32 protein-coding genes are annotated in these 25,319 nt (G+C 71.3%); 23 read left to right on the forward strand and 9 right to left on the reverse strand.

Annotated elements, in window-relative coordinates; all coding sequences use genetic code 11:
• Positions 1 to 89 precede the first annotated feature (89 nt).
• The 3 genes from K7G59_RS17745 to K7G59_RS17755 are packed head-to-tail and all read left to right on the forward strand — an operon-like array spanning position 90 to position 2,173.
• Positions 90 to 926: a PhzF family phenazine biosynthesis protein gene (locus K7G59_RS17745; protein WP_225835310.1), complete on the forward strand. Its 837-nt coding sequence runs from the start codon at positions 90 to 92 to the stop codon at positions 924 to 926.
• The gene (gene phzG, locus K7G59_RS17750; protein ID WP_225835311.1) at positions 919 to 1,620 is read left to right on the forward strand and encodes a phenazine biosynthesis FMN-dependent oxidase PhzG; all 702 of its coding nucleotides are present in this window, start codon (positions 919 to 921) and stop codon (positions 1,618 to 1,620) included. The genes K7G59_RS17745 and phzG overlap by 8 nt, the downstream gene beginning before the upstream one ends.
• Positions 1,621 to 1,666: 46 nt before the next feature.
• Entirely contained in the window at positions 1,667 to 2,173 is a 507-nt protein-coding gene (locus K7G59_RS17755; RefSeq protein ID WP_225835312.1) for a PhzA/PhzB family protein, read from the forward strand.
• A gap of 162 nt (positions 2,174 to 2,335) precedes the next feature.
• Here the strand turns inward: K7G59_RS17755 and K7G59_RS17760 are convergent, their stop codons facing one another.
• Positions 2,336 to 3,310, reverse strand: coding sequence for a zinc-binding dehydrogenase (locus K7G59_RS17760; RefSeq protein WP_225835313.1), 975 nt, complete (start codon positions 3,308 to 3,310; stop codon positions 2,336 to 2,338).
• Positions 3,311 to 3,417: 107 nt separating this feature from the next.
• On the opposite strand from K7G59_RS17760, the gene K7G59_RS17765 reads away from it, so the two are divergent.
• Complete coding sequence (locus K7G59_RS17765; RefSeq protein WP_225835314.1) at positions 3,418 to 3,753, forward strand: helix-turn-helix transcriptional regulator; 336 nt, start codon at positions 3,418 to 3,420, stop codon at positions 3,751 to 3,753.
• A 193-nt stretch (positions 3,754 to 3,946) separates the two neighbouring features.
• A complete protein-coding gene (locus K7G59_RS17770; protein ID WP_225835315.1) occupies positions 3,947 to 4,906 on the forward strand; it encodes a DMT family transporter in 960 nt (319 codons plus the stop codon).
• On the opposite strand, the gene K7G59_RS17775 is transcribed toward K7G59_RS17770, so the two are convergent.
• Positions 4,794 to 5,696, reverse strand: a complete 903-nt coding sequence (locus tag K7G59_RS17775; RefSeq protein ID WP_225835316.1) for a LysR family transcriptional regulator — start codon at positions 5,694 to 5,696, stop codon at positions 4,794 to 4,796. The genes K7G59_RS17770 and K7G59_RS17775 overlap by 113 nt on opposite strands.
• A 14-nt stretch (positions 5,697 to 5,710) precedes the next feature.
• Positions 5,711 to 5,995 carry a PLD nuclease N-terminal domain-containing protein gene (locus K7G59_RS17780; protein ID WP_225835317.1) on the reverse strand — a complete coding sequence of 95 codons (285 nt, stop codon included), beginning with the start codon at positions 5,993 to 5,995 and terminating at the stop codon, positions 5,711 to 5,713.
• 76 nt (positions 5,996 to 6,071) lie between these two features.
• Between K7G59_RS17780 and K7G59_RS17785 the strand changes: the two genes are divergently transcribed.
• The 11 genes from K7G59_RS17785 (at position 6,072) to K7G59_RS17835 (ending at position 15,054) form a co-directional block, all read left to right on the forward strand.
• Positions 6,072 to 7,529, forward strand: a complete 1,458-nt coding sequence (locus K7G59_RS17785) for a menaquinone biosynthesis decarboxylase (protein WP_225835318.1) — start codon at positions 6,072 to 6,074, stop codon at positions 7,527 to 7,529.
• The gene (gene mqnP / locus K7G59_RS17790; protein WP_225835320.1) at positions 7,526 to 8,428 is read left to right on the forward strand and encodes a menaquinone biosynthesis prenyltransferase MqnP; all 903 of its coding nucleotides are present in this window, start codon (positions 7,526 to 7,528) and stop codon (positions 8,426 to 8,428) included. Before K7G59_RS17785 ends, mqnP begins: the two co-directional genes overlap by 4 nt.
• Before the next feature lie 46 nt (positions 8,429 to 8,474).
• A complete protein-coding gene (locus K7G59_RS17795) occupies positions 8,475 to 9,044 on the forward strand; it encodes a Uma2 family endonuclease (RefSeq protein ID WP_225835322.1) in 570 nt (189 codons plus the stop codon).
• Between the two features lie 55 nt (positions 9,045 to 9,099).
• Positions 9,100 to 9,750: a UbiX family flavin prenyltransferase gene (locus tag K7G59_RS17800; protein ID WP_225835324.1), complete on the forward strand. Its 651-nt coding sequence runs from the start codon at positions 9,100 to 9,102 to the stop codon at positions 9,748 to 9,750.
• 63 nt (positions 9,751 to 9,813) lie between these two features.
• Complete coding sequence (locus K7G59_RS17805) at positions 9,814 to 10,269, forward strand: Lrp/AsnC family transcriptional regulator (RefSeq protein ID WP_225835326.1); 456 nt, start codon at positions 9,814 to 9,816, stop codon at positions 10,267 to 10,269.
• 38 nt (positions 10,270 to 10,307) lie between these two features.
• Complete coding sequence (gene mqnE / locus K7G59_RS17810; RefSeq protein WP_225835552.1) at positions 10,308 to 11,471, forward strand: aminofutalosine synthase MqnE; 1,164 nt, start codon at positions 10,308 to 10,310, stop codon at positions 11,469 to 11,471.
• Positions 11,472 to 11,502: 31 nt separating this feature from the next.
• Positions 11,503 to 12,168, forward strand: coding sequence for a UdgX family uracil-DNA binding protein (locus tag K7G59_RS17815; RefSeq protein WP_225835328.1), 666 nt, complete (start codon positions 11,503 to 11,505; stop codon positions 12,166 to 12,168).
• 16 nt (positions 12,169 to 12,184) lie between these two features.
• Positions 12,185 to 12,709 carry a GNAT family N-acetyltransferase gene (locus tag K7G59_RS17820; protein WP_225835330.1) on the forward strand — a complete coding sequence of 175 codons (525 nt, stop codon included), beginning with the start codon at positions 12,185 to 12,187 and terminating at the stop codon, positions 12,707 to 12,709.
• Positions 12,710 to 12,785: 76 nt separating this feature from the next.
• Positions 12,786 to 13,085, forward strand: coding sequence for a DUF4229 domain-containing protein (locus tag K7G59_RS17825; RefSeq protein ID WP_225835332.1), 300 nt, complete (start codon positions 12,786 to 12,788; stop codon positions 13,083 to 13,085).
• Between the two features lie 151 nt (positions 13,086 to 13,236).
• Positions 13,237 to 13,902 (forward strand): TetR/AcrR family transcriptional regulator, encoded by a 666-nt coding sequence (locus K7G59_RS17830; protein WP_225835334.1) that lies wholly within the window; start codon positions 13,237 to 13,239, stop codon positions 13,900 to 13,902.
• Between the two features lie 252 nt (positions 13,903 to 14,154).
• The gene (locus K7G59_RS17835; protein WP_225835336.1) at positions 14,155 to 15,054 is read left to right on the forward strand and encodes a LysR family transcriptional regulator; all 900 of its coding nucleotides are present in this window, start codon (positions 14,155 to 14,157) and stop codon (positions 15,052 to 15,054) included.
• A 49-nt stretch (positions 15,055 to 15,103) separates the two neighbouring features.
• Here K7G59_RS17835 and K7G59_RS17840 read toward each other — a convergent pair whose 3' ends face one another.
• The 3 genes from K7G59_RS17840 to K7G59_RS17850 form a co-directional block, all read right to left on the reverse strand.
• Positions 15,104 to 15,754, reverse strand: coding sequence for a class I SAM-dependent methyltransferase (locus tag K7G59_RS17840; protein WP_225835338.1), 651 nt, complete (start codon positions 15,752 to 15,754; stop codon positions 15,104 to 15,106).
• A gap of 74 nt (positions 15,755 to 15,828) precedes the next feature.
• Entirely contained in the window at positions 15,829 to 16,143 is a 315-nt protein-coding gene (locus tag K7G59_RS17845) for an AzlD domain-containing protein (RefSeq protein ID WP_225835340.1), read from the reverse strand.
• Positions 16,140 to 16,832: an AzlC family ABC transporter permease gene (locus K7G59_RS17850; protein ID WP_225835342.1), complete on the reverse strand. Its 693-nt coding sequence runs from the start codon at positions 16,830 to 16,832 to the stop codon at positions 16,140 to 16,142. Before K7G59_RS17850 ends, K7G59_RS17845 begins: the two co-directional genes overlap by 4 nt.
• A 70-nt stretch (positions 16,833 to 16,902) precedes the next feature.
• Between K7G59_RS17850 and K7G59_RS17855 the strand changes: the two genes are divergently transcribed.
• Entirely contained in the window at positions 16,903 to 17,466 is a 564-nt protein-coding gene (locus K7G59_RS17855) for a helix-turn-helix domain-containing protein (protein WP_225835343.1), read from the forward strand.
• A gap of 138 nt (positions 17,467 to 17,604) precedes the next feature.
• Here the strand turns inward: K7G59_RS17855 and K7G59_RS17860 are convergent, their stop codons facing one another.
• Positions 17,605 to 17,808 (reverse strand): cold-shock protein, encoded by a 204-nt coding sequence (locus K7G59_RS17860; protein ID WP_004984723.1) that lies wholly within the window; start codon positions 17,806 to 17,808, stop codon positions 17,605 to 17,607.
• A 290-nt stretch (positions 17,809 to 18,098) separates the two neighbouring features.
• Here K7G59_RS17860 and K7G59_RS17865 point away from each other — a divergent pair, with 290 nt between their 5' ends.
• The 6 genes from K7G59_RS17865 (at position 18,099) to K7G59_RS17890 (ending at position 24,347) form a co-directional block, all read left to right on the forward strand.
• Positions 18,099 to 18,947 carry a menaquinone biosynthetic enzyme MqnA/MqnD family protein gene (locus tag K7G59_RS17865; RefSeq protein ID WP_225835344.1) on the forward strand — a complete coding sequence of 283 codons (849 nt, stop codon included), beginning with the start codon at positions 18,099 to 18,101 and terminating at the stop codon, positions 18,945 to 18,947.
• A gap of 147 nt (positions 18,948 to 19,094) precedes the next feature.
• Complete coding sequence (locus K7G59_RS17870) at positions 19,095 to 20,984, forward strand: serine/threonine-protein kinase (protein WP_225835345.1); 1,890 nt, start codon at positions 19,095 to 19,097, stop codon at positions 20,982 to 20,984.
• Positions 20,985 to 21,710, forward strand: a complete 726-nt coding sequence (locus K7G59_RS17875) for an A24 family peptidase (protein WP_225835346.1) — start codon at positions 20,985 to 20,987, stop codon at positions 21,708 to 21,710.
• 71 nt (positions 21,711 to 21,781) lie between these two features.
• Positions 21,782 to 22,996, forward strand: a complete 1,215-nt coding sequence (gene mqnC / locus K7G59_RS17880; RefSeq protein ID WP_225835347.1) for a cyclic dehypoxanthinyl futalosine synthase — start codon at positions 21,782 to 21,784, stop codon at positions 22,994 to 22,996.
• Between the two features lie 7 nt (positions 22,997 to 23,003).
• Complete coding sequence (locus K7G59_RS17885) at positions 23,004 to 23,609, forward strand: hypothetical protein (protein ID WP_225835348.1); 606 nt, start codon at positions 23,004 to 23,006, stop codon at positions 23,607 to 23,609.
• Between the two features lie 42 nt (positions 23,610 to 23,651).
• Positions 23,652 to 24,347, forward strand: a complete 696-nt coding sequence (locus K7G59_RS17890; protein ID WP_225835349.1) for a demethylmenaquinone methyltransferase — start codon at positions 23,652 to 23,654, stop codon at positions 24,345 to 24,347.
• Here the strand turns inward: K7G59_RS17890 and K7G59_RS17895 are convergent.
• Positions 24,334 to 24,678, reverse strand: a complete 345-nt coding sequence (locus tag K7G59_RS17895; protein WP_374114244.1) for a PASTA domain-containing protein — start codon at positions 24,676 to 24,678, stop codon at positions 24,334 to 24,336. The two genes, K7G59_RS17890 and K7G59_RS17895, sit on opposite strands and share 14 nt — an antisense overlap.
• Before the next feature lie 92 nt (positions 24,679 to 24,770).
• Positions 24,771 to 25,280 (reverse strand): GNAT family N-acetyltransferase, encoded by a 510-nt coding sequence (locus K7G59_RS17900; RefSeq protein WP_225835351.1) that lies wholly within the window; start codon positions 25,278 to 25,280, stop codon positions 24,771 to 24,773.
• Between the last annotated feature and the right edge of the window lie 39 nt (positions 25,281 to 25,319).

Raw genomic sequence — 25,319 nt, forward strand, 5'->3', positions numbered from 1 at the left:
GCCGGGCCGGTGCCTCCCCCGGGGCACCGGCCCGGCTTCTCGCTGCCTGCCCCGGCCCGGCGGCAGCCCTATGACAAGTGGGAGAACAGATGCACCAGTACGTCGTCGTCGATGCGTTCGCACGGGTGCCGCTCACCGGCAACCCGGTCGCGGTGTTCTTCGCGAGCGACGATCTGACTTCCGAGCAGATGCAGAGCATCGCCCGGGAGATGAACCTCTCGGAGACCACGTTCGTGCTCGAACCCCAGCAGGGCGGGGACGCGCACGTGCGGATCTTCACCCCGGTCAACGAACTTCCCTTCGCGGGACATCCGTTGCTCGGCACCGCCATCGCACTGGGCCGGCGCGTCGACGGTGACCGGCTGCGCATCGAGACCGCCATGGGCGTCATCCCCTTCGAGCTGGAGCGCGTGAACGGCAAGGCCGTCTCGGCCCGCATGCGCCAGCCGGTGCCCGTCTGGGAACGCTTCGACCGCGTCGACGAACTCCTCGAGGCGCTCGGCCTGAGCGAGTCGACGCTCCCGGTGGAGATCTACCGCAACGGCCCCCGCCATGTCCTCGTCGGCCTGGAGAGCGTCGAGGCGCTGTCGAAGCTGGATCCCGACCACCGCGCCCTGTCCCGCTTCCTCGACATGGCGGTCAACTGCTTCGCCGGATCCGGGAGCGCCTGGCGCAACCGCATGTTCTCGCCCGCGTACGGAGTCGTGGAGGACGCCGCCACCGGCTCCGCCGCCGGGCCCATCGCCATCCACCTCGCCCGCCACGGCCTGAGCGCGTACGGGCGGCGCATCGAGATCACCCAGGGCGTCGAGATGGGCCGCCCCTCTCCCATGGGCGCACTCGTCCACGGGGAGGGCGACCGGGTCGACTCCGTCGAGGTCGCCGGCCATGGCGTCGTCACGCTAGAAGGAGTGCTGCATGTCTGATCTGTCAACGTCGAACGCCACGTCCCCGAACGCCGTCGACGGGGGGCGCGGCAGTACCCGGTCCGAGACGCTCACCGGCACCGTCCAGGTGGACTTCCCCGAGTTCTTCGCGCCGCCCTCCGAGCCGATGGGCCTGCTGGCCTCGTGGCTGGAGAGCAGCGTCGAACGCGGGGTGCGCGAACCGCGCGCCCTGGCACTGGCGACCGCCGACGCCCGGGGCCGCACTTCCTCCCGCATCGTGGCGGTCAACTCGGTGACGGACGGCGGGATCGTCTTCATCACCCACGTCGACAGTCAGAAGGGCCGGGAACTGGCCGAGAACCCGTGGGCCTCCGGCGTCCTGTACTGGCGGGAGACCAGTCAGCAGATCACGCTGGCGGGCCCCACGCGCCTGCTGCCCGAGGCCGACGCCGAGGCCCTGTGGTCCGCCCGGGCCGTCTTCACCCACGCCATGAGCACCGTCTCCCGGCAGAGCCGGCCGCTGGACGGCCTCGACCACTTCGCAGAGCTGCGCGCCAAGGCCCTGGAACTGGGCGAGCCGCTACGGCCGTTGCCGCGTCCCGAGACGTTCGTGGCCTACCGGCTGGAGCCCGAGTCCGTGGAGTTCTGGGCCAACGGAACCGACCGGCTGCACGAACGGCTGCGCTACGACCGGGCCGGCGACGGCTGGCGGATCAGCCGACTCCAGCCGTGACCCCCGCGCGCACCCCCCACCCCCGTTCGACCTCCCGGGAAGCACCATGACGTCATCCCTGTCACCGCGGACCGACACCTCCGCCGCGGTGTTCACCGACCACCACGACCTGCGGGCCCGCAACCGGAAGGCCGTGGAGCGGTACCTGGAGACCGGCGCCGAGGCGCGGCTGAGCCGGTACACCCTCTACACCGAGGACGGCACCGCGTCCCTCTTCTACACCGACATCGGCCGGCCCATCGTCGTCAAGGGCCGCGAGAAGCTGAAGCGGCACGGCGAGCTGTCCCTCGAGGTGCTGCCCGACTGGCAGTGGTTCGACGTGCACGTCTACGAGACGCAGGACCCGGCCGTCATCTGGGTCGAGTGCGACGGCGAGGGGACGATCCGGTTCCCCGGCTATCCCGAAGGTCACTACCGCAACCACTTCATCCACGGCTTCACGCTCAGCGACGGCCGGATCGCCGCCAGCCGGGAGTACACCAACCCGATCGAGCACATGCGGTCGCTCAGCATCGAGACCCCGCACATCAGGCGGGACTGGATCCCCACCTGACCCGGGCCGCGGGCGGGGCGGCCGGCACGGCACGCCCTGCCCCACTCCCGGCCCCATGATGACAACGATGTCACACAGGGTGCCGCGGTGGGCCGAGATCACGGCGGTGCCCGGCGCCTGGCCCGGGCACCGGCCCGGGTCGGGCGCCGAGGGGTGCGACGGTCACGCGCCCACCCGCAGCAGCAGCTTGCCGGTGCTGGTCCGGGCGCCCATCAGACGGTGCGCGTCGGCCGCCTCCGCCAGGGTGAACTCGGCGGTCACCGGCAGGGCCACCGTCCCGTCGACGGCCTTCGTGAAGGCCTGCTCCGACAGCCGGCGCAGCTCGTTCGGGGCGGTCGTCGCCAGGTTCAGGATGGAGAAGCCGGACACGGAGATGCCGAGCGGGTACAGCTCCGGCTGGCCCACCGTCCACGGTTCGGCCGAGCTGGCGTTGCCGAAGGAGACCAGACGGCCGAAGGGGGCGAGGGAGGCGAGGCCGGAGCGCAGGGTGTCGCCGCCGACCGGGTCCAGGACCAGGTCGACGCCCCGGCCGCCGGTCGCCTGCCGTACCGGCTCCTGGAAGGTGCCGACGAACACCTCGTCGTAGCCGTGCTCCTTGGCGTAGGCGGCCTTCGCGGCGGAGGACACCACGCCGTACACCGCGCCGGCCCCGGCCGCCCGCGCCAACTGGCCCGCGACCGTGCCGACTCCGCCCGCCGCGCCCTGCACCAGGACCGACTCGCCGGGCTGGAGCCTGCCGACGGTGTGGACCAGGGCGTAGGCGGTGGGCAGGACCGTCGGGAGGGTGGCCGCCGTGCGCAGGTCCACCCCGGAGGGCAGCGGGAAGACGGTCGTCGTGTCGGCCACGACCACGTCCGCGTACGCGCCGCCCTCCGTCAGCGCCGCCACCTCCTGGCCGACGGCGAGGCCCTCGACGCCCGCGCCGACCGCGCGGATCCGCCCGGAGACCTCCAGACCGGGCACGTACGGCAGCGCCGGCACCCGGTAACCCTCCGAACGGGCCTTGAGATCGGCGAAGTTGACGCCCGTGTAGGCCACGTCGATGCTCACCTGCCCGGGGCCGGGTTCGGGCATCTGTGCCTCCACCAGCCGCAGCACCTCGGGACCGCCGTACTCCTGGAACCGGACCGCGCGCATGTCGTATCCCCCGCTCGACTCGAATGTTCAATGAAAAGCGAACACTCACGAGTGTATGGTTTTCATCGAACACTCGGCAAGCGACACACGGCAGTGAGGAGGGTCACGTGGCCACCACCGGTCATCGGGCCGCCCCCGAGCACACCCACCCCGACGACGTGCCCGTCCTCACCGCGCTCGCCGCCCTCGCCGACCCCGTACGCCTCACCCTCGTCAGGGAGCTGGCCGCCTCGGCCGACTGGTCCCGCAGCTGCGGCAGCTTCGACGTGCCCGTCGGCAAGGCGGCCCTCAGCCATCACTTCTCGGTCCTGCGGGGCGCCGGTCTGGTGGAACAGCGCGACGCGGGGCCGAAGAGGGTCAACCGGCTCAGGAAGCCCGAGTTCGACGCCCGCTTCCCGGGGCTGCTCGACCTCGTGCTGCGCGAGACCCCCACGGGCGACTGACCCACGGCGATCCGGTCCCGGCGGGAGCCGTGCCCGGCAGCCCCCGTCAGGCCGGCGAGCCCCGCACCCGGGCCTCCCTCAGTGGGCCGACGGACCTACGACCTGCGCCCATCGGCACCGCCGATGCCCCCATCGGCAGGACGCCCCACTGGCGCGTGGACCGGTACCGGGGTCCGTTCGTAGCGTCGTCGGCATGACCTCACAGAACACGGGCACGGCCCAGCTGACGACCGCGATGGTGCTCTCCGGCACCCTCGGTGTCTTCGTCATGGAGTCGGGCGCCCCGCCCTTCGACGTCGTCTTCTTCCGCGTCCTGTTCGGCGCGCTGGCGCTGGGCGCCTACGTCGTCGCCCGCGGCTGGCTGCGCGACCACGGCTTCACCCCGCGCACGCTCGCACTGGCCGTCCTCGGCGGGGTGTTCATCGTCTTCAACTGGGTCCTGCTGTTCCAGGCGTACGAGAACACGTCCATCTCGGTGGCCACGGCGGTCTACCACACCCAGCCCTTCTACGTGGTCCTGCTCGGCGCGCTGCTCTTCCGTGAGCGGCTCACGGCCGCCGGAGTGGGCTGGATCGCGCTGGCCTTCGCCGGTCTGGTCCTGGTCTCGGGCGTCACACCGGGCGACTTCACGAGCGGCGGCGGCGCGTACCTGACGGGCATCGGCCAGGCCCTGCTCGCCGCCCTGCTGTACGGGCTGTCCACACTGGTCACCAAGCGGATCAGCGGTGTCCGCCCGCATCTCGTCGCGCTCGTCCAGGTGCTGGTCGGCATCCCCCTCCTGCTGCCCTTCGCGGACTTCGGCGCGATGAGCGGCACGGGGTGGCGCTGGGGCTGGCTGGCCGGGCTCGGCCTGATCCACACCGGGCTGATGTACGTCCTGATGTACGCGGCCTACGCCAAGCTTCCCACCTCGAAGATCGCCGTGCTCGCCTTCGTCTACCCGGCGGTCGCGATGGTCATGGACTGGGCGGTGTACGGCCACCACATCGGCCTCGTCCAGGCGCTCGGCGTCCCGCTGATCGTGACCGCGAGCCTGAAGGTCACCCGTGCCCGGCCTGCTCGGACACCAGCCGCAGTGCCTGCTCCACGAACAGCTGCGCGTGCGCCGCAAGCCGCTTCCCGGCCCGCCACGCCAGAAGCGTGCGAAGCGTGAACGGAGGCTCCCAGCACAGCCGTACCAGAGAACCCTCCGCGAGTTCGGCGGCGACCGTCACCTCGGGCAGCAGCGAGATGCCCAGGCCGGCCGCCGCCGCGCGTTTGGTGGCCTCGATCGTGCCGAACTCCGTGAAGACGACGGGCTCCCCGGCCGCCACGGCCGTCAACTCCCGCTCGAACAGGTCCCGGTAGGCGCAGCCGGGTTCGGTGGCGAGCAGCGACTGCCGGAGCAGGTCGGCGGTGCCGGTCTCCCGCCCGCCGGCCAGAGGATGCCCGGGCGCCGCGACCAGCGCCAGCGGCTCCGTCGCCAGGACCGCGCACTCCAGCCCCGGGTGCTCGGTCTCCGCCTCCATCAGGAACCCCAGGTCGTACGAGCCCTGCCGCAGCGACTGCCGGGTCTCGTCACCGATGGTGGTACGCAGGGCCAGCCGCACCTTGGGGTGGCGGTGGTGGAAGTACTCCAGCAGTGGCGGCAGCCGGTAGGAGGTCAGGGACTCCATCGTGCCGATCGTGAGGGTGCCGGCCGGCTCCTGAGTGCCGGTGACCGCCGCCCGCGCCTCCTCGGTCAGCTCGATGATCCGACGCGCGTACGGCAGCAGCCGCTCGCCCGCCTCGGTGAGCCGGATCCGGCCGCCGAGCCGGTCGAACAGCTCGGTGCCCAGCGCGGACTCCAGCGCGCGGATCTGGCCGGTCACGCTGGACTGCGCGTACGACAGCTCGGCCGCGGCCCGGGTGAAGCTCAGTACCGTGGCGACCTTCTCGAAGGTGACGAGCAGCCGGTGTTCCATGGGGTGTGCGTCCGTCAGTCCTGCCGCGGGTCGTCCTTGCCGAGGGACCGCAGGAACTCCGGATTGTCGTCCGGGGCGACCCAGGCGGCGCCCGTGGCGCCGTACGCCGGGGTCCGGCGGGCCCTGCCGGTGATCAGCCAGGCGACCGGGCCGACCAGCACCTCGCCGAAGAGCAGGATGACGATCACCCACACCACCTTGGGCAGATGGCGGACCTCTTCCTCGGGGGTGTTCAGGCAGTCCACGAACGCGTAGATCCACAGCGCCAGGACCAGCAGGAACGGCAGATATCTCAGCATCGTTGTGCGCACTCCCCGTGCTGTGAGACGGCCCCGGTGACGGGCCCAGGGTAACGGGTGACAGATACTGGGTCGCATGGCTTACGACGATCTTCGCTCCCTGCTGCGGGCGCTGGAGCGCGAGGGAGACCTCAAGCGCATCAAGGCCGAGGTGGACCCCCATCTGGAAGTCGGGGAGATCGTCGACCGCGTGCAGAAGTCGGGGGGCCCGGCGCTGCTCTTCGAGAACGTGCGCGGATCCGACATGCCCCTCGCCATGAACGTCTTCGGCACCGACCGCCGCCTGCTGAAGGCGCTCGGACTGAAGTCGTACGGCGAGATCTCCGAGAAGATCGGCGGCCTGCTGCGCCCCGAACTGCCGCACGGGTTCGTGGGCGTGCGCGAGGCCTTCGGCAAGCTCGGCGCGATGGCGCACGTGCCGCCGAAGAAGGTCAAGTCCGACAACGCCCCCGTGCAGGAGGTCGTCCTGCACGGCGACCAGGTCGATCTGGACCGGCTGCCGGCGCTGTTCACCTGGCCGCAGGACGGCGGCTCCTTCTTCAACCTGGGACTCACCCACACCAAGGACCCCGAGTCCGGCATCCGGAACCTGGGCCTGTACCGCCTCCAGCGGCACGACAAGCGCACGATCGGCATGCACTGGCAGATCCACAAGGACAGCCGCAACCACTACCAGGTGGCGGCCAGGCGCGGCGAGCGCCTGCCGGTGGCGATCGCCTTCGGCTGCCCGCCGGCGGTGACGTACGCCTCGACGGCGCCGCTCCCCGGGGACATCGACGAGTACCTCTTCGCCGGGTTCCTCGCGGGCAAGCGGATCGAGATGGTCGACTGCAAGACGGTCCCGCTCCAGGTGCCGGCGAACGCCGAGGTCGTCCTGGAGGGCTGGCTGGAGCCGGGCGAGATGCTGCCGGAGGGCCCCTTCGGCGACCACACGGGCTTCTACACCCCGCAGGAGCCGTTCCCCGCGCTGCGGATCGACTGCATGACGATGCGCAGGCGCCCCCTGCTCCAGTCGATCGTCGTCGGCAGGCCGCCCACCGAGGACGGCCCCCTGGGCCGGGCCACGGAACGCTTCTTCCTCCCCCTCCTCAAGATCATCGTCCCGGACATCGTGGACTACCACCTGCCCGAGGCCGGCGGGTTCCACAACTGCGCGATCGTCTCGATCGACAAGAAATACCCCAAGCACGCGCAGAAGGTGATGCACGCGATCTGGGGGGCGCACATGATGTCCCTCACCAAGCTCATCGTGGTCGTGGACGCCGACTGCGACGTCCACGATCTGCACGAGGTCGCCTGGCGTGCCCTCGGCAACACCGACTACGCCCGTGACCTCACGGTCGTGGAAGGCCCCGTCGACCACCTCGACCATGCTTCCTACCAGCAGTTCTGGGGCGGCAAGGCGGGAATCGACGCGACGACGAAGTGGCCCGAGGAGGGCTACACCAGGGACGGCGGGTGGCCGGAGATGGTCCTGTCGGACCCGGACACGGCCGCGCTGGTGGACCGTCGCTGGAAGGAGTACGGCCTGTGACCAGCGCATCCGCCGCGCTCCCGCGGCCAGGACGCACCAAGGCCTTCCTCCGCCTGGTGATGATCGAGCACTCGATCTTCGCGCTGCCCTTCGCCTACATCGCGTCGCTGACCGCGATGTACCAGTGGGACAAGAGCATCCACTGGGCCCGGCTGCTGCTGGTCACCGTCTGCATGGTGGGCCTGCGCACGTTCGCCATGGCGGTCAACCGGATCATCGACCGCGAGATCGACGCCCGTAACCCGCGTACGGCGCACCGCGAACTCGTCACCGGCGCGATGTCGGTGCGGCACGCCTGGACCGGCGCCCTGGTCGCGCTCGTGGTCTTCCTGGGCGCGGCGGCCCTGCTGAACCCCCTCTGCCTGGCCCTGGCCCCCGTCGCGGTGATCCCGATGGTGGTCTACCCCTACGGCAAACGCTTCACGAACTTCCCGCAGGCCATCCTCGGCCTGGCCCAGGCGATGGGCCCGGTCGGCGGCTGGCTGGCCGTCTCCGGCAGCTGGGACTGGGACGCGGTGATCCTCGGCCTCGCCGTCGGCATCTGGATCGGCGGCTTCGACCTGATCTACGCCTGCCAGGACGTCGAGACCGACCGCAGGATCGGCGTCATGTCGGTCCCGGCCCGCTTCGGCGTCCCGGCGGCGATCCGGGCCGCCCGGGTGTGCCACGCGATCACCACGGCCCTGTTCGCCTGGTACGCCGTGCGCACCGACGCCGGCGCGTTCTTCTGGCTGGGCCTGCTGATCGTCGCGGGCGCGTTCGGCTACGAGCACACGATCGTGCGCCCCCACGACCTGACCCGCGTGAACAGGGCGTTCTTCAGCGTCAACGGGTTCATCGGCATTGCCCTGTTCGTGTGTGCGCTGCTCGACCTTCTGATGCGTGGTCTGACGGTCTGAGTACCGTGCGGCCTACCATCGAGGGCAGGAACTCAGGGAGGCCATCGTGACCGTCTCGGACGACCGCCTGCACTCGCAGCTCAGCCGGTTCGAGGACATGTTCCCCGGCTATCGGATGGAGATTGTCGAGGGCAACATCATGATCAGTCCGGTCAAGCCTCACCACGCGCAGACCATCCGACTGGTCTGGAACGCACTCGAGGTCCAGGTGGCCGCGGAGTGGGGCTTCGCGAGTGACGTCGCTTTCCCGTTCGATGACGACAACGAGTTCTGCCCCGACCTGGCTGTGATCCTGGCGTCGGAAGTCGCCAAGAACGAGGGCGCGTACCCGCCCGACCTCATCGAGCTGGTCGTCGAGGTGGTGTCCCACGGGAGCGTCCGCCGCGACTACCAGGTGAAGCCGCGCTGGTACGCCTCCCGGGGCATCGCCAACTACCTGATCTTCGACCCGCTCAAGGGTCACTGCGTCACTATGTGGAACCCCGGTCCCGACGGCTACCTGGGCCGCGACACCGTCCCCTACGGCCCCGAGCTGACCGTCGACTCCCCGCTCGGCAGGTTGGTGATCCCCACCGGCACCCTCCCCGTCGACCCCAAGGCCCCCCACCGGTCCTGAAGACGCCCCGACCCGCCGGTACGCTCAAGGTGTGAACGCAGGAGAAACGCAGCGCGTGCCTTGGATCGTGGGGGTGTCCGGGGCGTCCGGTACGCCCTATGCCGCCGCTGTGCTGCGGGCACTGCTGGACGCGGGGGAGGCCGTCGACCTGGTGGTCAGCCGGGCCTCGCGGCTGACCCTGCTGGACGAGACGGGGATCTCCTTCCGGGACGCCCACTGGCGCGAGGACCTCCGGCAGTGGCTGTCACTGGGCGCCGACGGCAAGCCCGGGACCTTCGCCGCCGACGTCACGGGGGTGCGGTACTGGAGCGCCGGGGACCTCGCCGCCGGGCCGTCCTCGGGGTCGTACCCCTCCAAGGGCATGCTCGTCGTGCCCGCCTCGACCGCCTGCGTCGCCGGTGTCGCGCTCGGGCTGTCGAAGGACCTGCTCCAGCGCGTGGCGAGCGTCACGCTCAAGGAGCGCCGCAGGCTGGTCGTCGCCGTGCGCGAGAGCCCGCTGAACGGGCAGACCCTGCGGCACCTGGTCACCCTGGACGACGCCGGCGCGAGCGTGGTGCCGGCCTCCCCGGCCTTCTACGCGGGCGCCACCCACATCCAGGACCTGGTGGACTTCGTCGCCGGGCGGGTCCTGGACGCCGCGGGCGTCGGGCACCGGCTCTACCGCCGCTGGCAGGGCGACCTCGGCGGCGGGGCCCGTACGCCCTAGCACGTCGCAGTACCTCTCATCACTTCAGGAACTCAGAACTTTCCAGGGGAAGGCTTCGATCGCATGGACGCCGTGGACAGGCAGCTCATCCAGGCCCTGAGGGAGAACGGCCGGGCCTCCTACGCGGAGCTGGGGCGCCTCGTCGGCCTGTCGGGGCCCAGCGTCACCGACCGCATCAACCGGCTGGAGGCGGCCGGTGTCATCACCGGCTACCGCGCCACCGTGAACGCGGCCTCCCTCGGCCTCGGTGTCACCGCGCTGATCGGCATCTCGCTGTCCGACGCCGCCGACCACGAGGACGTGGCCCAGCGGCTGAAGGAACTGCCCGAGATCGAGGACTGCTGGTTCATCGCCGGCGACGACTCGTTCATGCTCAAGGTGCGGGCGACGGACGTGGACGGCCTGGAGAAGATCATCCGGCGGCTGTCGGGGACCAAGGGCGTCTCACGGACCCGTACCACCATCGTGCTCTCCACCAAGTGGGAGAACCGGGTCGGGGAACTGCCCGAAGGGGTGTAGGGCTACGGTTACGACAGTCGTCGAGGAAAGGGATGAGCATGGACGTCGGGCTCAAGCGCGAGCTGGAGGACAAGGTCCGCTCCGGTGAGCGGCTGACCCGCGAGGACGGCATCGCGCTGTACGAGTCGGACGACCTGGCCTGGCTGGGCGGCCTGGCGCACGGGGTACGGACGAAGCTGAACGGTGACGTCGTGCACTTCAACGTCAACCGGCACCTCAACATGACGAACGTGTGCACGGCGTCCTGCGCCTACTGCTCGTTCCAGCGCAAGCCGGGCGAGAAGGACGCGTACACGATGCGCATCGAGGAGGCCGTCAAGCTCGCCAAGGCGATGGAGAGCGAGAACCTCACCGAGCTGCACATCGTCAACGGCCTGCATCCGAACCTGCCGTGGCGGTACTACCCGCGCTCCCTGCGCGAGCTGAAGGCCGCCCTGCCGAACGTCTCCCTCAAGGCGTTCACGGCCACCGAGATCCACCACTTCGAGACCATCAGCGGTCTGTCGGCGTCCGAGATCCTCGACGAGCTGATCGACGCGGGCCTGGAGTCCCTCACCGGCGGCGGCGCCGAGATCTTCGACTGGGAGGTCCGGCAGCACATCGTGGACCACCGGACGCACTGGGAGGACTGGTCCCGGATCCACCGCCTGGCGCACGAGAAGGGTCTGAAGACTCCGTGCACCATGCTCTACGGCCACATCGAGGAGCCCCGCCACCGCGTCGACCACGTCCTGCGGCTGCGTGAACTCCAGGACGAGACCGGCGGCTTCCAGGTCTTCATCCCGCTGCGCTACCAGCACGACTTCGTGGACATGAAGGACGGCAAGGTACGCAACACGCTCCAGGCCCGCACCCAGATGGCCACCGGCGCCGAGGCGCTGAAGACCTTCGCCGTCTCCCGGCTGCTCTTCGACAACGTCCCGCACGTCAAGGTCTTCTGGGTCATGCACGGCGTGCAGACCGCCCAGCTCGCCCTCCAGCACGGCGCGGACGACATGGACGGCTCGGTGGTCGAGTACAAGATCACTCATGACGCGGACAACTTCGGCACGCCGAACAAGCTGACCCGCGAGGACCTGCTGGAGCTGATCCGCGACGCCGGTTTCCGCCCGGTGGAGCGCAACACCCGCTACGAGGTCATCCGCGAGTACGACGGCCCGGACCCGCTGCGCCGCGAGGCGCCGCAGCCGATGCGCGTGTGAGGCCCTGCGGGGGCGGGGGTACCCGGGTGAGATGAGCCCGCGTACGACCGCCCCCGAGGACGCCTACACCGCCGAGCCCTTCGTGCCCGAACACGGCGGCCTGGCCGACCTGCGCAGGGCGGCGGCCGGCTGCCGGGGCTGTCCGCTGCACCGGGACGCCACCCAGACCGTGTTCGGCGAGGGCGACACGGACGCCCGGGTCATGCTCGTGGGCGAACAGCCCGGCGACCAGGAGGACCGCCAGGGCAGACCTTTTGTCGGCCCGGCCGGAAAGCTGCTCGACCGGGCCCTGGCGGACGCCGGCATCGACCCGTCGGAGGCGTACGTCACCAACGCCGTCAAACACTTCAAGTTCCTCACGCAGACCGAGCCCCGCAAGCGCCGGATCCACAAGTCGCCGACCCTGCGGGAGATGACGGCGTGCGGGCCCTGGCTCGCGGCCGAGCTGGCGCTGGTCGAGCCCGAGCTGATCGTGGTGCTGGGGGCGTCGGCCGGGAAGGCGCTGCTCGGGTCGTCGTTCCGGGTGGGCGAGACGCGCGGGACCGTGCTGGAACGGGAGCTCCACGGCCGGCCCGAGCGGCTGGTGCCGACGGTGCATCCGTCGTCGGTGCTGCGGGCGCGGGACGACGAGGACCGGCGGGCGGCGTACGCGGGGCTGGTGGCCGACCTGAAAGTGGCTGCGCGCGCATTGTCGTAATAGGTACAATCCATCAGTGCCCCTTACCTTCACGCTGGACCCCGCCGTCACCCCCGAACTGCGCGACGGCCTCCTCGACCTGTGGACCGATGTCTCCAACGCGGGCGGAGCCGTCGGCTTCGTTCCCCCGGTGACCCGCGAGGCGATACGCCCGGAGCTGGTGCGGCACTTCACGGCGATGGCCGAGGGGCGGTGCCGGCTCCTCGTCGGACGCGACGAGGAGGGTGAGGTGGCCGCCGCCGCGTTCCTCACCCGCAACACCCACCGCCTGATGCTGCACTGGCTGTGGCTGTACACCGTGATGGTCCGTCCCCGGCACCAGGGCAAGGGCTGGGGGCGCGCGCTGCTGGCCGCCGCGGAGGACGCGGCGCGCGGTATCGAGGGCATCGAGGCGATCCGCCTCACCTGCCGGAGCGGCCTCGGCCTGGAGCGGTTCTACGGCTCCTGCGGGTACAAGGAGGTCGGCCGCGTCCCCGCGGCGATCCGGGTCGCGCCCGGCGACGACCGCGACGACGTGATCATGCTGCTGCCGCTCGGCTGAGCCCCGCCCGTAAGATCGCCCGCCGGTCGTGCTTCACTGGAGGACGACCCTTTTGGAATCGGACGAGTGGATTGCGATGCTCCGCTACACGCTGATGCGCCTCGGCATCTTCGCCGGCTGCCTCGTGGTCGTCTGGGGAGCCGTCTACTCAGGCATCTTCCCGCGCGGCTTCGGCGGCTCCAACCCCCTGTGGGTCCTGCTGCTCTCCCTGGTGCTGTCGGCGCCGATCAGCTGGGTGGTCCTGCGCAAGGAGCGGGACCGGGCCTCCGAGCGGATCGTGGGCAGGGTCGACCGCATGAAGGCCAACCTGGAGGCCAGCCGCAGCCAGGAGGACGGGGCCGACGACACCGCGCGGGCGCAGGGCCAGACGTCCTGACGCCCTGACCGTCCGGACCCCCTGTCCAGGCCGTCCCCTGTCCAGGTCGTCCGGACCCCCTGTCGAGTCCGCCCGGACCCTCTGTCCAGGTCGTCCGGACCCCGTGTCGAGTCCGTCCGGAACCCTTGTGCCGACCCCATAGTCTTTCCCCATGGGTGGGGCGAGGACCAAACGGATGCCACGCGCGGTGCGGGAACAGCAGATGCTCGATGCCGCCGTACGGATTTTCGGCCGGCGTGGCTATATGGCGGCCTCGATGGACGAGATCGCCGAACTCGCCGGTGTCTCGAAGCCCTTGGTCTACCTCTACCTCAACTCGAAGGAAGACCTCTTCACCGCCTGCATCCGGCGCGAGGCCGCCGCCCTCACGCAGGCCGTCCGCGCCGGCGTGCGCCCGGAGCTGCCCGCCGACCGCCAGCTCTGGGACGGGCTGCTGGCGTTCTTCGCGCACACCATCGAGCATCCCGACGCCTGGTCCGTCCTGCATCTGCAGGCCCGCACCCACGGCGAGCCCTTCGCCGCCGAGGTCGCCGCGATGCGCGAGGAGATCGTCGCGTTCGCGACCCGGCTGATCGCGGTGGCGGCCCGCGAGGCGCACCAGGACCCGGATCTGCCCGAGCATGAGGTCGCCGGGCTCGCCGAGGCCCTCATGGGCGCCGCAGAGTCCCTCGCCGCCTGGGCGAACGCCACCCCCGGCACGACGGCCCGGCAGGCCGCGGCCACCCTGATGAACTTCGCCTGGGCGGGCCTGGGCAACCTGCTGGAGGGCCGCTCCTGGACACCCCCCTCGTCCGCGGCGCCGGTCGCGGACTCCTAGCCCACCTCTCCCGACAGGCGCAGCCGCTTCCCCTCGGTCCCGCGCAGCTCGAAGCGGCCCGCGCCGCCCGCCCTGTACGCCGTGGGGGGTCGGCACCCGCTCCGGCCTGCTCCCGTGTCGTCCGGACTCGACGGGGGCGCGGAGCGGGTTGCCGCCTGGGTCGGTCGCGGCCCGCTGCCGATCCTCGCTCCGGCGCGTACTCGAGTCAATCCTTGGGTTTTCTCCCTAAGTCCTAGTGTTAGCTTGGGGGTTGTGACGCTGGACGACCTTCGTGTGTTCGTGGCCGTGTGCCGGGCCGGGAGCCTCAGCTCCGTGGCGCGGGATCTGGGCTGCACCCAGTCCGCTGTCAGCCAGCACGTCAGACGGCTGGAGCGGGAAACCGGGGTGGCGCTGGTGGAGCGCCAGCCGCGAGGAGTGGTCCCCACCGAGGCCGGACGCATACTGGAGGCCGCCGCGGCCGAGGGGATCTTCGGACTCGACCTCGCCGTGCGGCAGTTGCGGGACCTCGTCGACGGGCACAGCGGCCATGTCCGCGTCGCCACGGGCGCCACGACCGTCCGGCACTTCATGTCCGACGCCGTGGTCACGTTCCGGCGCCGCCACCCTCGCGTCAGCCTGGAGTTCCGCACGGTCAGTTCGGGACGCGGCAGCTTCGACGCCCTCACCGACGGCACCCTCGACCTCGCCTGGATCACCGTCGGCCCGCCTGTGCGCGGCATCGAGCAGCGGACGGTGACGGAACTGCCCTGGCTGCTCGCCGTACACGCCGACGACCCCCTCGCCGGGCGGCCCGCCCTCGACGCCGCCGAACTGGCCGACGTCCGCCTCATCCGGCTCCCCCCGAACTCCACCTCCGCCGCCCATCTCGACGCCGCGTGCGCCGAGCTGGGCGTGCGGTTCGGTTACGACACGAGCGTCGCCGACTGGGACACGGCGCTGCTCCTCGCCGAGCTGGGGGTGGGGCGAGCGGTCGTACCGGCGGTGCCGGGGCTGCCGGTGCCGGGGGAGGGCGAGTTGCGGCTCGTCCCGCTGCCGGGCCTGCGTCCGCTTCCCGTCGGCTGGGCGGTGCGCCGCTGGGACGCCCTCAGCCCTCCGGCACGGGCCTTCGCGGACACGGTCGTCGAATTCCGGTCCCGCGTGCACGCGAACTGAGCGGGAGCCCGTTCCCGCCTCACCCTCTTCCCCGTCGTCCTGATCCCGGTCAGCCTTCCTTCCGGGCGAACAGGCACGCCTGCGGGACCGACTCCTCCAGCGGCTCCTCCGGTTCGCGCACGGTGCTGGACCGCAGCACGAAACCGGCGTCGGCCAGCAGTTTCGTGATCTGCTCGGGTCGGCGCCGGTGGAAGTCCAGGGTGACCGGGTGGCCCCACGGCCGGTCGAGGCGACGCGGCACGTCACCCACCTGGAAGGCGAGCAGCAGATGTCCGCCGGGGGAGAGCACGCGACGGAACTCGGCGAACAGCGCGGGAAGTTTTTCCACAGGCGTGTGGATGCTGGAGTACCAGGAGACGGCACCCGCCAACGCGCCGTCGGCGAGGGGCAGCTCCAGCATGGACCCCTGCTCGAAGCGCAGGTGCGGATACTCGCGGCGGGCGATCGCGACCATGGACGGGGAGAGGTCGAGTCCGAACACGGACAGGCCGAGGGAGGCGAGGTGCGCGGTGACCACGCCCGGCCCGCACCCGAGATCGGCCACGGCCCGGCCCGGTCCGACCAGCTCGGCGTATGCAGCGAGCAGTGCCCGCTCCAGCGGTCGTTCGCCGAGCTGGTTGCGGAAGCGGTCGGCGTAGTCCTCGGCGATGGTGTCGTAGAAGGCGCGGGTGGTGGTGAGGAAGTCACGGCTGGTCGTCACAAGGGCCGACCGTAGCCCGCGCGCAACCTCTCGACCAGCCAAGTCGCTTGGCCGCTGCGCGGGTTGGCAGAAAATCAGGCGATCCCGGCCGCCCGCAACAGCGCCGTGACCCCCGCCGCCCCCACGACCACCACGGCGAACGGTGCCTTCCGCCACGCCAGCACAGCCCCTGCCGACACCCCGGCGGGCCGGGCCCATCCCGCAAATCCGCCGTCCTCGGCAAGCGCTCCCGTCGCCAGCAGGGCGACGAGCAGAACCACGGCCCCGGCCATGGCCAGCTCCTGCACCCGCGCCGGTATCTCCACCCGCCCGTGCAGCACGGGTCCCACCAGTCGGAAGGCGTACGTGCCCACCGCCAGCGCGAGGATCACCACGACGGTGGCGTTCATGCGGCGGCCTGCGCAGGCGACTGCCGGCGGTGCAGGAGCAGCCCCGCCAGGGCGAGCAGCACGGGTGCTCCGGCAGGCACCGCAGGTGTCACCGCGAGGGCGATCGCCGCGCCGAGCAGGGCACACCTCCGTACCGTCGCGTCCGCACGCACCGTGGGCAGGACCAGAGCCACCAGAACGGCGGGGAAGGCCGCGTCCAGGCCGTACCGCGCGGTGTCGCCGAGGGCGCTGCCCGCGAGGGCGCCCGCCAGTACGCCGGTGTTCCACACGGCGAACAGGCCGAGCCCGGAGATCCAGAAGGCCCTGCGCTGCCGCGCCGGGTCGGGCTGGGCGAGGGCGAAGGCGACCGTTTCGTCGGTGACGAGGTGGGCGCCGAGGAAGCGGCCCACGCGGCCGGTGCCGAGGATGTCGGCGACGGCGAGGCTGAAGGCGGCCGTTCGGGTGTTCAGCAGCAGCCCGGTGGCTGCCGCGGCCAGCGGTCCGCCCCCGGCGATCAGGATGCCGACCGCGCTGAACTGTGCGGACCCGGCGTACACGACGAGGGACATCAGCACCGGCACCCACACCGGCAGTCCGCCGGCGACGGAGACGGCTCCGAAGGAGAGGCCGACGATGCCGCTGGCCAGCCAGACGAGTGAGCTGTCCCGGACGAGGGAGGCGTCCTCGGGTGTTCGGAGAAGCGAACGCATGTTTCCTACAATGGACAGCAGGCCTTCGTTCGTCAAGCCGAACGATCATACCGATGGAGCGAACACCGACATGTCCGAGGCATCCGCACGGCTCCCGATGGAGTGGATCGCCGCGTCTCTCAGGCGCGAGCGCACCCGCGTGGGCCTGTCTCTGTCCGAGCTGGCCAAGCGTGCCGGAATCGCGAAGTCGACGCTGTCCCAGCTGGAGGCCGCGAGCGGGAATCCGAGCATGGAGACGATCTGGGCGCTCGCGGTCGCCCTCGGGGTGCCCTTCAGCGCACTCGTGGAGCCGCCCGCGCCCGCCGTTCAGGTGATCCGGGCCGGCGAGGGCCCCACGGTCCACTCCGACCGGTCCAGTTATCTGGCGTCGCTGCTCTCCGCGTGCCCGCCGGGTGCGCGCCGGGACATTTACTACGTGTGGCTGGAGCCGGGGACCGTGCGGGATTCCGAACCGCACATTCCGGGGACCACCGAGCACATCGTGGTCAGCGAGGGGAAAGTGAAGGCCGGGCCTCGCGGGGAAGGCGTGGAGCTGGGCCCCGGTGACTACATGTCGTACCGCGGGGACGTCCCGCACGCGTACGAGGCGCTCGCCGCCGGAACGAAGTTCGTTCTCATCATGCAGCACATCTGAACTTCGGGGGGCACAGATGAACCGGAAATGAACCGGAAAAGACAGAGACCGGGGAAAAGGCAGGAGCCCCGTCGCCGAGCGGCGCGGGGCTCCTTGGGTACTGCTCTCAGGTCTTGGGTTCTGCGGTCAGGCAGTGGTTCAGACCGGGGTGACGTTCTCCGCCTGCGGGCCCTTCGGACCCTGGGTCACGTCAAAGCTCACCTGCTGGTTCTCTTCGAGGGAGCGGAAACCCGTGGCGTTGATCGCGGAGTAGTGAACGAAGACGTCGGGGCCGCCGCCCTCCTGGGCGATGAAGCCAAAGCCCTTTTCGGCGTTGAACCACTTAACGGTTCCGGTAGCCATATAAGCCCTCCTTGGGCTCACAAAGGGTTTGCCCTGCTCCAGAACCTGCAAGTGTGAAACGTTGCCGCACAACTGCATATGTCTGAAAACGACGAGAGCCCGCGGTCACATGCTCCGCAGGCTCTGTACTGCAAGGGAAACCAAACTGCAACTTGCTGCGAGCGTAGCACGCGGGCACCGGAAAGCAATAGAGGGCAAGATCACTTCACCCGGATGTTTGACGCCCGGGTAGTCCGTTTGACGGCGGGGTCGGTCTCAGCACGGTACGGCACGGGGTCTAGTCTCGCGATGTGGACAATTCTCGCACCCGGCCGCGCGTGGGCCACATCCAGTTCCTGAACTGCCTGCCCCTGTACTGGGGGCTCGCGAGAACCGGCACGCTCCTCGACTTCGAGCTGACGAAGGACACGCCGGAGAGGCTCAGCGAGGGGCTGGTGCGCGGCGACCTCGACATCGGGCCCATCACCCTGGTCGAGTTCCTGAAGAACGCCGACGATCTCGTCGCCTTCCCGGACATCGCCGTCGGCTGCGACGGCCCGGTGATGTCCTGCGTGATCGTCTCCCAGGTCCCGCTCGACCGGCTCGACGGCGCCCGGGTCGCGCTGGGCTCGACCTCGCGGACCTCGGTGCGGCTCGCCCAGCTCCTGCTCGCCGAGCGCTACGGCGTCCAGCCCGACTACTACGCCTGCCCGCCCGACCTCAGCCTGATGATGCAGGAGGCGGAGGCCGCCGTCCTCATCGGCGACGCGGCCCTGCGCGCCAACCTCATCGACGGCCCGCGTTTCGGGCTGACCGTGCACGACCTGGGCGCGCTGTGGAAGGAGTGGACCGGGCTGCCGTTCGTCTTCGCTGTGTGGGCGGCCCGCCGTGACTACCTGGAGCGCGAGCCGTTCATCACCCGCCGGGTCCACGAGGCGTTCCTCGCCTCCCGCAACCTCTCCCTGGAGGAGGTCGGCAAGGTCGCCGAACAGGCGGCCCGCTGGGAGACCTTCGACGAGGCCACCCTGGAGGAGTACTTCACCACCCTCGACTTCAGCTTCGGCGCCCCGCAACTGGAGGCGGTCGCCGAGTTCGCGCGCCGGGTGGGACCGTCGACCGGGTTCCCGGCGGACGTGAAGGTGGATCTGCTCCAGCCGTAGCCGGTCCAGCCATGGTCTCCGGCCGTGGCCGTCCAGCCGCGGCCGTCCAGCCGCGGCCGTCCAGCCGCGGCCGTCCAGCCGCGGCCGTCGTGCTGCCGGTACGCTGCGAGGCGGGCAGTCAGGCGTACGGGGGGAGAGGTGCTCGCCATGCAGCCGCTCGGAGCCGACGAACCGGCGGCCGTGGGACCCTACCGGCTGCTCGGCCGGCTCGGCTCCGGCGGCATGGGCCGGGTCTATCTGGGCCGCAGCGCGGGCGGCCGTACCGTCGCCGTGAAGATAGTGCACCCGCACTTCGCGCTCGACGAGGAGTTCCGGGCCCGGTTCCGGCGCGAGGTGGAGGCCGCGCGGCGGGTGGGCGGCGCCTGGACCGCGCCCGTGCTGGACGCGGACCCGCAGGCCGCGGTGCCCTGGGTCGCCACGGCGTACGCGGCGGGACCGTCCCTGGCGGCGGCCGTCGCCGACAGCGGCCCACTGCCGGCTCTTTCGGTACGGGCCCTGGGTGCGGGCCTCGCCGAGGCGCTCACCGCGGTGCATGAACTGGCCCTCGTCCACCGGGACGTCAAGCCGTCCAACGTGCTGCTGACCCTCGACGGCCCCCTCCTCATCGACTTCGGCATCGCCCGGGCCACGGACGGCACGGCATCCCTGACCTCCACGGGCGCGTCGGTCGGCTCGCCGGGCTATATGTCTCCCGAGCAGATCCTCGGCCGGAGCACGACAGGCGCGGCGGACGTCTTCTCCCTCGGCGCGGTGCTCGCCTACGCGGCCACCGGCGAACCGCCCTTCTCCGGTGACACCTCGGCCGCGCTCCTGTACAAGGTCGTCCACGAGGAGCCGGAACTGGGCCGGCTGACCGGAGTGTTGCGGGAGGTGGCCCAGGCCTGCCTGGCCAAGGACCCCGCCTCCCGGCCCGCCCCCGCCGAGGTGAGCCACCGGCTCGCCCCCGAGGGGGCCGCCCGCCTGGTCGCGTCCGGCTGGCTCCCGGGCCCCTTGGTGGAACAGGTCAGCCGCAGGGCCGTGCACCTGCTGAACCTGGAGACGGCGGCAGCGGATCCGACACCGTCCGGGCCGGTGGAGTTCACCAGCCCTTCTGTGGACGGGCTCAACGGGGCTTCGGCGGACGGGGTCAACGGGGTTTCGGCAAACGGAGGAGCGGGATCCGGTTCGGGACCGGACTCGGGTTCGGGACCAGGGTCGGGTTCGGGACCAGGGTCGGGAGCATTCGGGAGCAGCGGTCAGTTCGGCACCTTCGGGCCCGTCGCCCCTTCCGCCGTGGGTGTGTTCGGGCCCCCTCCCGTGATGGGGCCCGGTGGGGCGGCCGACACCGGTCCCGGGGCCGTGGCCCTCGGAGCCCCCACGGTCGTACCCGGGCCGCGGGACGCCTCGGCGCCACCGGGGAAGCTGACCGTCAGCGTGTCGGCGAACTCGGAGCCCGACGGCGGTCGCGGACGGCGGATCAGCTGCACGGTGGCGCTGGCGGTCGCCGGGGCGCTGGCCTCCGTTTCCGTGGGGCTCGGGGCGCTGCTGCAGTCGTGGTCCGGCGGCGGTACGACCGAGGCCGGCAGCGCTCCCGCCCCGTACTCCCCGGCACCGAGCGCGACGGACGGCGCCGGCGCACCCCCCTCCACCGCCGGCGCACCCCCCTCCACCGCCGGCGACCCGCCCCAGGGCGGCGGGCGGCCCGGCTCCGTCCCGGACCGCTACCTCGGCACCTGGGAGGGCCGGGCGACCGGACTCGGCGGCACCCTTGCCATGGGCACCTTCCGGGTCACCGTCCACCAGGCCGATCCCGGCGAGGAGCTGGGGAAGATGCGGCAGACCGACCGGCTCGGCGCCGTCTGCACCGACGTCCTCACCCTCAAGAAGGTCACGAAGAGCCGAGTCGTGGCCACGGCGGTGGGCGCCAAGAACAACCACCCGGGCTGCAACCCCACCGCCCACCAGGTCGAGTTGACCCCCGTCGGCGACGACCTGCGCTACACCTCGGACAGTTCGGCCGAAGGCAACCCGGTTGCCCGGATGTCAAGGGTCGACTAGGTGGGGTCCTGGCTGCTCGTCCTCGGTGCCGCCCTCTGGGGCGCGGCGGCGGGCGCGCTGCTGCCCCGCGCCGCGTACCGCTTCGCCGTGCCGGCGGACGAGCCGTGGCGGGAGCGGTGCCCGAGCGGCCACCCGATCCGGGGCTGGCTCGGCGGCGCCCGCTGCGCCGACTGCCCCGCGCCCGCCGCCTCCGGCTCCGCCGCCCCTGCCCTCGTCACCGCCGTCACCTGTGCCGGCCTCGCCGCCGCCACCGGCGCCCGGCCCGAGTTGGCGGTGTGGCTGCTGCTCGCGCCCGTCGGCGTCCTGCTGGCCGTCGTGGACCTGCGGGTGCAGCGGCTGCCGGACCCGCTGACCCTGCCGCTCGCGGCAACCGCCCTCGCCCTGCTCGGCCTGGCCGCGCTGCTGCCCGACCACGCCGGCCACTGGCTCACCGCGCTGTACGGCACCCTCGCGCTCGGCGGCGGCTACTGCGCGCTGCACCGCGTCAACCCGTCCGGCATGGGGTTCGGCGATGTGAAACTGGCGTTCGGCATGGGCACCGCCCTCGGCTGGTACGGCTGGCCGACCGTGCTGCTCGGCGCCTTCCTCGGGTTCCTGCTGGGCGCGCTCTACGGCGGTGCGCTCGTGCTCGCCCGGCGGGCGGGGCGCGGGACGGCCATCCCGTTCGGGCCGTTCCTGCTGGCCGGTGCGCTCGCCGGGCTGCTCGTCGGCGCCCGCGCGGCCTGACGGGGGGCGGCGGACACGGCTGGCGTAGGCTGGTTCGGTCCGTCCAACACCCTTGACGAAAGGGACGCCCGGTGTCCGAGAAGGCCGACTTCGCTTCCGTAGATGTCACAGCCGTACTCGACCGAGCCGCCGCGGGCGGACGCATCACGCCCGAGGAGGCGCTCGTCCTCTACCGGGACGCGCCGCTGCACGCGCTGGGCGCCGCCGCCGACGCCGTACGCCGCCGTATGTACGCGGGTGTCGAGCACATCGCCACGTACATCATCGAGCGCAACATCAACTACACGAACGTGTGCGTCACCGCGTGCCGGTTCTGCGCGTTCTACGCGGCCCCGAAGGACACCGAGGAGGGCTGGACCCGCGGCCTCGACGACATCCTGCGCCGCTGCGCGGAGACCGTCGAACTGGGCGGCACCCAGATCATGTTCCAGGGCGGCCACCACCCGGACTACGGCGTCGAGTACTACGAGGAGCACTTCCGGGCCATCAAGGAGGCCTTCCCGCAGCTGGTGATCCACTCGCTGGGCGCCTCCGAGGTCGAGCACATGGCCCGGATCAGCGGGGTGTCGGTCGAGGAGGCCATCACCCGTATCCACGAGGCCGGTCTCGACTCCTTCGCGGGCGCCGGCGCCGAACTGCTGCCCGCGCGCCCGCGCAAGGCCATCGCGCCGCTCAAGGAGAGCGGCGAGCGCTGGCTGGAGATCATGGAGATCGCGCACGGGCTGGGTGTGGAGTCCACCTCCACCATGCTGATGGGCACCGGCGAGACCAACGCCGAGCGTATCGAGCACCTGCGGATGATCCGTGACGTGCAGGACCGCACCGGCGGCTTCCGGGCGTTCATCCCGTACACCTACCAGCCCGAGAACAACCACCTCAAGGGCCGCACCCAGGCCACGATCTTCGAGTACCTGCGGATGATCGCGATCGCCCGCCTCTTCCTCGACAACGTCCGGCACATCCAGGGCTCCTGGCTGACCACCGGCAAGGAGGTCGGCCAGCTGTCCCTGCACTACGGCGCGGACGACCTCGGCTCCATCATGCTGGAGGAGAACGTGGTCTCCTCGGCGGGCGCCAAGCACCGCTCCAACCGCCTGGAGATCATCGACCTGATCAGGAAGGCGGGCCGCGTGCCGGCGCAGCGCTCGACGACGTACGAGCACCTCGTCGTGCACGACGACCCGGCGAACGACCCCATCGACGACCGCGTGGTCTCCCACATCTCCTCCACGGCCATCGAGGGCGGCACCGCCCACCCCGAGCTGAAGCTGCTGGCCACCAACTGACCCCGCCGTGCTGACCATTCACGCCGACTCCCGGGGCCGTGCCCTCGCTGTCAGTGGCGAGCGGATCGCGGACACCGGGCTCCTGGACGAGCTGACCGCCGCGCATCCGCACGCCCGCGTGCGCGAGTGGCCCGGCATCCTCACGTCCGGACTCGTCAACCCGCACGGCACCGAGCTGCTGGAGGAGGCGTACCACCCGGATCCCCGGGAGGCCGACGAGCTGGGCACCGAACCGCTGACCGGGGACGCGCTGGCGGCGCTCGCGCCGGACGACGTCCGGTGGGGTGCGAGCGCCCGGCGCGGTGTGCAGCGGATGCTGGCGCACGGCACGGTCGCGGCGGCCTGCGACCCCCTGCGCAACCGCGCGGTCCGGGACGCCGTCCAGCGCACCGGACTCGTGCTCGCGGGCCGTCATGGCCGGCCGGCCGGCGTCCCGTCCCTCGACCCGTTCGCCGCCGGGGTACCGGTGGTGTTCGCGCCCCCGCGCGACCGGGGCTCCGCCGCCCGCTTCGCCGTCTTCGACGTCCGCGACGAGGCGGAACTGGCGGAGCGTGGCGCCGGTACGTGCGTCGCGACCGTCGTCGCCGGGCGGCTGGTGTACCGGGGACGCTGAGCCGCGCGCGGTCCGGCGAACCGGGGCTGCAACAATGGGCGGGTGACCCGCGCTTCCTTGAACAAGCAGCCGCACGAAGTCGCCTCGATGTTCGATGACGTGGCGGAACGGTACGACCTGACGAACGACGTGCTGTCGCTCGGCCAGGACCGGATCTGGCGCAGGGAGGTGGCGAAGGCGGTCGACGCGCGCCCCGCGCAGAAGGTGCTGGATCTGGCGGCCGGTACGGCCACTTCCTCGCTGCCGTTCGCGCAGACCGGGGCCTACGTCGTCCCCTGCGACTTCTCCCTCGGGATGCTCCGGGTCGGCAAGAAGAACCACGCCTGGCTGCCGTTCACCGCGGGCGACGCGACCCGGCTGCCGTTCAAGGACGACACCTTCGACGCCGTCACGATCTCCTTCGGGCTGCGCAACGTGCAGGACACGGGCGCGGCCCTGCGCGAGATGTACCGGGTGACCCGGCCCGGCGGACGCGTGGTGATCTGTGAGTTCTCGCACCCGACCTGGGCGCCCTTCCGGACGGTCTACACCGAGTACCTGATGCGGGCGCTGCCGCCGGTCGCGCGTGCGGTGTCCTCGAACCCGGACGCGTACGTCTACCTCGCCGAGTCCATCCGTGCCTGGCCCGACCAGCCCGCCCTCGCCGGGCAGCTGCGCACGGCGGGCTGGTCGAAGGTGGCCTGGCGCAACCTCACCGGCGGTGTGGTCGCGCTGCACCGGGGTTTCAAGGAGAGCTGAACCCGGCCACGGCGTACGGGTCGCCGTGCTCGTCCAGTTCCCGTTGCAGCCCACCCGTGGGCGGCCTGGGGATGCGCGGCTCGCGCACCCCTCCGCCGCCCTCGCCCTCCTTGAAGTCGAACCACACGTACACCATGGAGTCCCGCGGCACCTCGGCCCCGGGCTGCGGGTACTGGCGTTCGACGTAGTCGACGACCGTGCGGAGGAAGTCCGGGCGGTCCGGCGCGCTCAGGGACAGGCCCCGCGCCCGGGCCGTTTCGCGTGCGTCCACGGCCATCAGCCCGACCAGCCGCGGGACGCACACGTCGGGTGTCTTGGGTGTTATGCGCACAGATGTCACCCCCAGCGGTACTGGCAGGGTAACTCCGGGGCGTATCACCCGGAAGGAGTCGGTGTCTTTCTGTGACGAACGACTACTCTCTGTCAGTCGAAGGTGAGCCGGAAGCAGTGCGCCGGCTCGTTGAGCACAGGGTGGGTGTAGGTCTCCGCGGGCTGCATGCCGAGCCGCCGGGTCACCGCGACCGACCGCTCGTTGCCCGCCCTGACCATCGCCACCACACCCGGTACACCGGCCGCCCGGACCCGCTCCAGGGTCTCCTTCGCGGCTGCCGTGACGTACCCCTTGCCCCAGTGCGCTCGACCGAGCCTCCAGCCGATCTCCACCTCTCCTACAGGGCCCCAGTCCGGCCGCCAGGGCTGGGCGCCGGTGAAACCGATGACCTCGCCGGACTCGTCCAGCATCGTCCACAGGCAGAAACCGCGCTCAGCGTCGTGCCGCCGCTGGCGCGCGGTGAGTTCCTCGTAGTCGGCCAGCGCCGCCGCCTTGCCGCCGTAGAACTCCATGACCTCGGGGTCGGCGAACAACCGGTGCCAGGCGACCGCGTCCTCGTGGGTGGGAACGCGCAGTCGTACCGCGGGGAGAGGTCGGTTCACGGAGGCAGCCCTTCAGCCGGGTGATCAATTCTGCTGAAT

Origin of the sequence: Streptomyces sp. NK08204, from assembly GCF_020400585.1 — a bacterium.
Taxonomy (GTDB): Bacteria; Actinomycetota; Actinomycetes; order Streptomycetales; family Streptomycetaceae; genus Streptomyces.

Excerpts from the sequence above, each read along its gene's own strand:
- K7G59_RS17870 (WP_225835345.1), top strand. The coding sequence starts at position 19,095 with ATGCAGCCGCTCGGAGCCGACGAACCGGCGGCCGTGGGACCCTACCGG.
- K7G59_RS17780 (WP_225835317.1), bottom strand. The coding sequence starts at position 5,995 with ATGCTGAGATATCTGCCGTTCCTGCTGGTCCTGGCGCTGTGGATCTAC.
- K7G59_RS17775 (WP_225835316.1), bottom strand. The coding sequence starts at position 5,696 with ATGGAACACCGGCTGCTCGTCACCTTCGAGAAGGTCGCCACGGTACTG.
- mqnE (WP_225835552.1), top strand. The coding sequence starts at position 10,308 with ATGGACGTCGGGCTCAAGCGCGAGCTGGAGGACAAGGTCCGCTCCGGT.
- K7G59_RS17755 (WP_225835312.1), top strand. The coding sequence starts at position 1,667 with ATGACGTCATCCCTGTCACCGCGGACCGACACCTCCGCCGCGGTGTTC.
- K7G59_RS17825 (WP_225835332.1), top strand. The coding sequence starts at position 12,786 with ATGCTCCGCTACACGCTGATGCGCCTCGGCATCTTCGCCGGCTGCCTC.
- K7G59_RS17785 (WP_225835318.1), top strand. The coding sequence starts at position 6,072 with ATGGCTTACGACGATCTTCGCTCCCTGCTGCGGGCGCTGGAGCGCGAG.
- K7G59_RS17845 (WP_225835340.1), bottom strand. The coding sequence starts at position 16,143 with ATGAACGCCACCGTCGTGGTGATCCTCGCGCTGGCGGTGGGCACGTAC.
- K7G59_RS17850 (WP_225835342.1), bottom strand. The coding sequence starts at position 16,832 with ATGCGTTCGCTTCTCCGAACACCCGAGGACGCCTCCCTCGTCCGGGAC.
- K7G59_RS17860 (WP_004984723.1), bottom strand. The coding sequence starts at position 17,808 with ATGGCTACCGGAACCGTTAAGTGGTTCAACGCCGAAAAGGGCTTTGGC.
- K7G59_RS17855 (WP_225835343.1), top strand. The coding sequence starts at position 16,903 with ATGTCCGAGGCATCCGCACGGCTCCCGATGGAGTGGATCGCCGCGTCT.
- K7G59_RS17805 (WP_225835326.1), top strand. The coding sequence starts at position 9,814 with ATGGACGCCGTGGACAGGCAGCTCATCCAGGCCCTGAGGGAGAACGGC.
- K7G59_RS17745 (WP_225835310.1), top strand. The coding sequence starts at position 90 with ATGCACCAGTACGTCGTCGTCGATGCGTTCGCACGGGTGCCGCTCACC.
- K7G59_RS17830 (WP_225835334.1), top strand. The coding sequence starts at position 13,237 with ATGGGTGGGGCGAGGACCAAACGGATGCCACGCGCGGTGCGGGAACAG.
- K7G59_RS17815 (WP_225835328.1), top strand. The coding sequence starts at position 11,503 with ATGAGCCCGCGTACGACCGCCCCCGAGGACGCCTACACCGCCGAGCCC.
- K7G59_RS17760 (WP_225835313.1), bottom strand. The coding sequence starts at position 3,310 with ATGCGCGCGGTCCGGTTCCAGGAGTACGGCGGTCCCGAGGTGCTGCGG.
- phzG (WP_225835311.1), top strand. The coding sequence starts at position 919 with ATGTCTGATCTGTCAACGTCGAACGCCACGTCCCCGAACGCCGTCGAC.
- K7G59_RS17770 (WP_225835315.1), top strand. The coding sequence starts at position 3,947 with ATGACCTCACAGAACACGGGCACGGCCCAGCTGACGACCGCGATGGTG.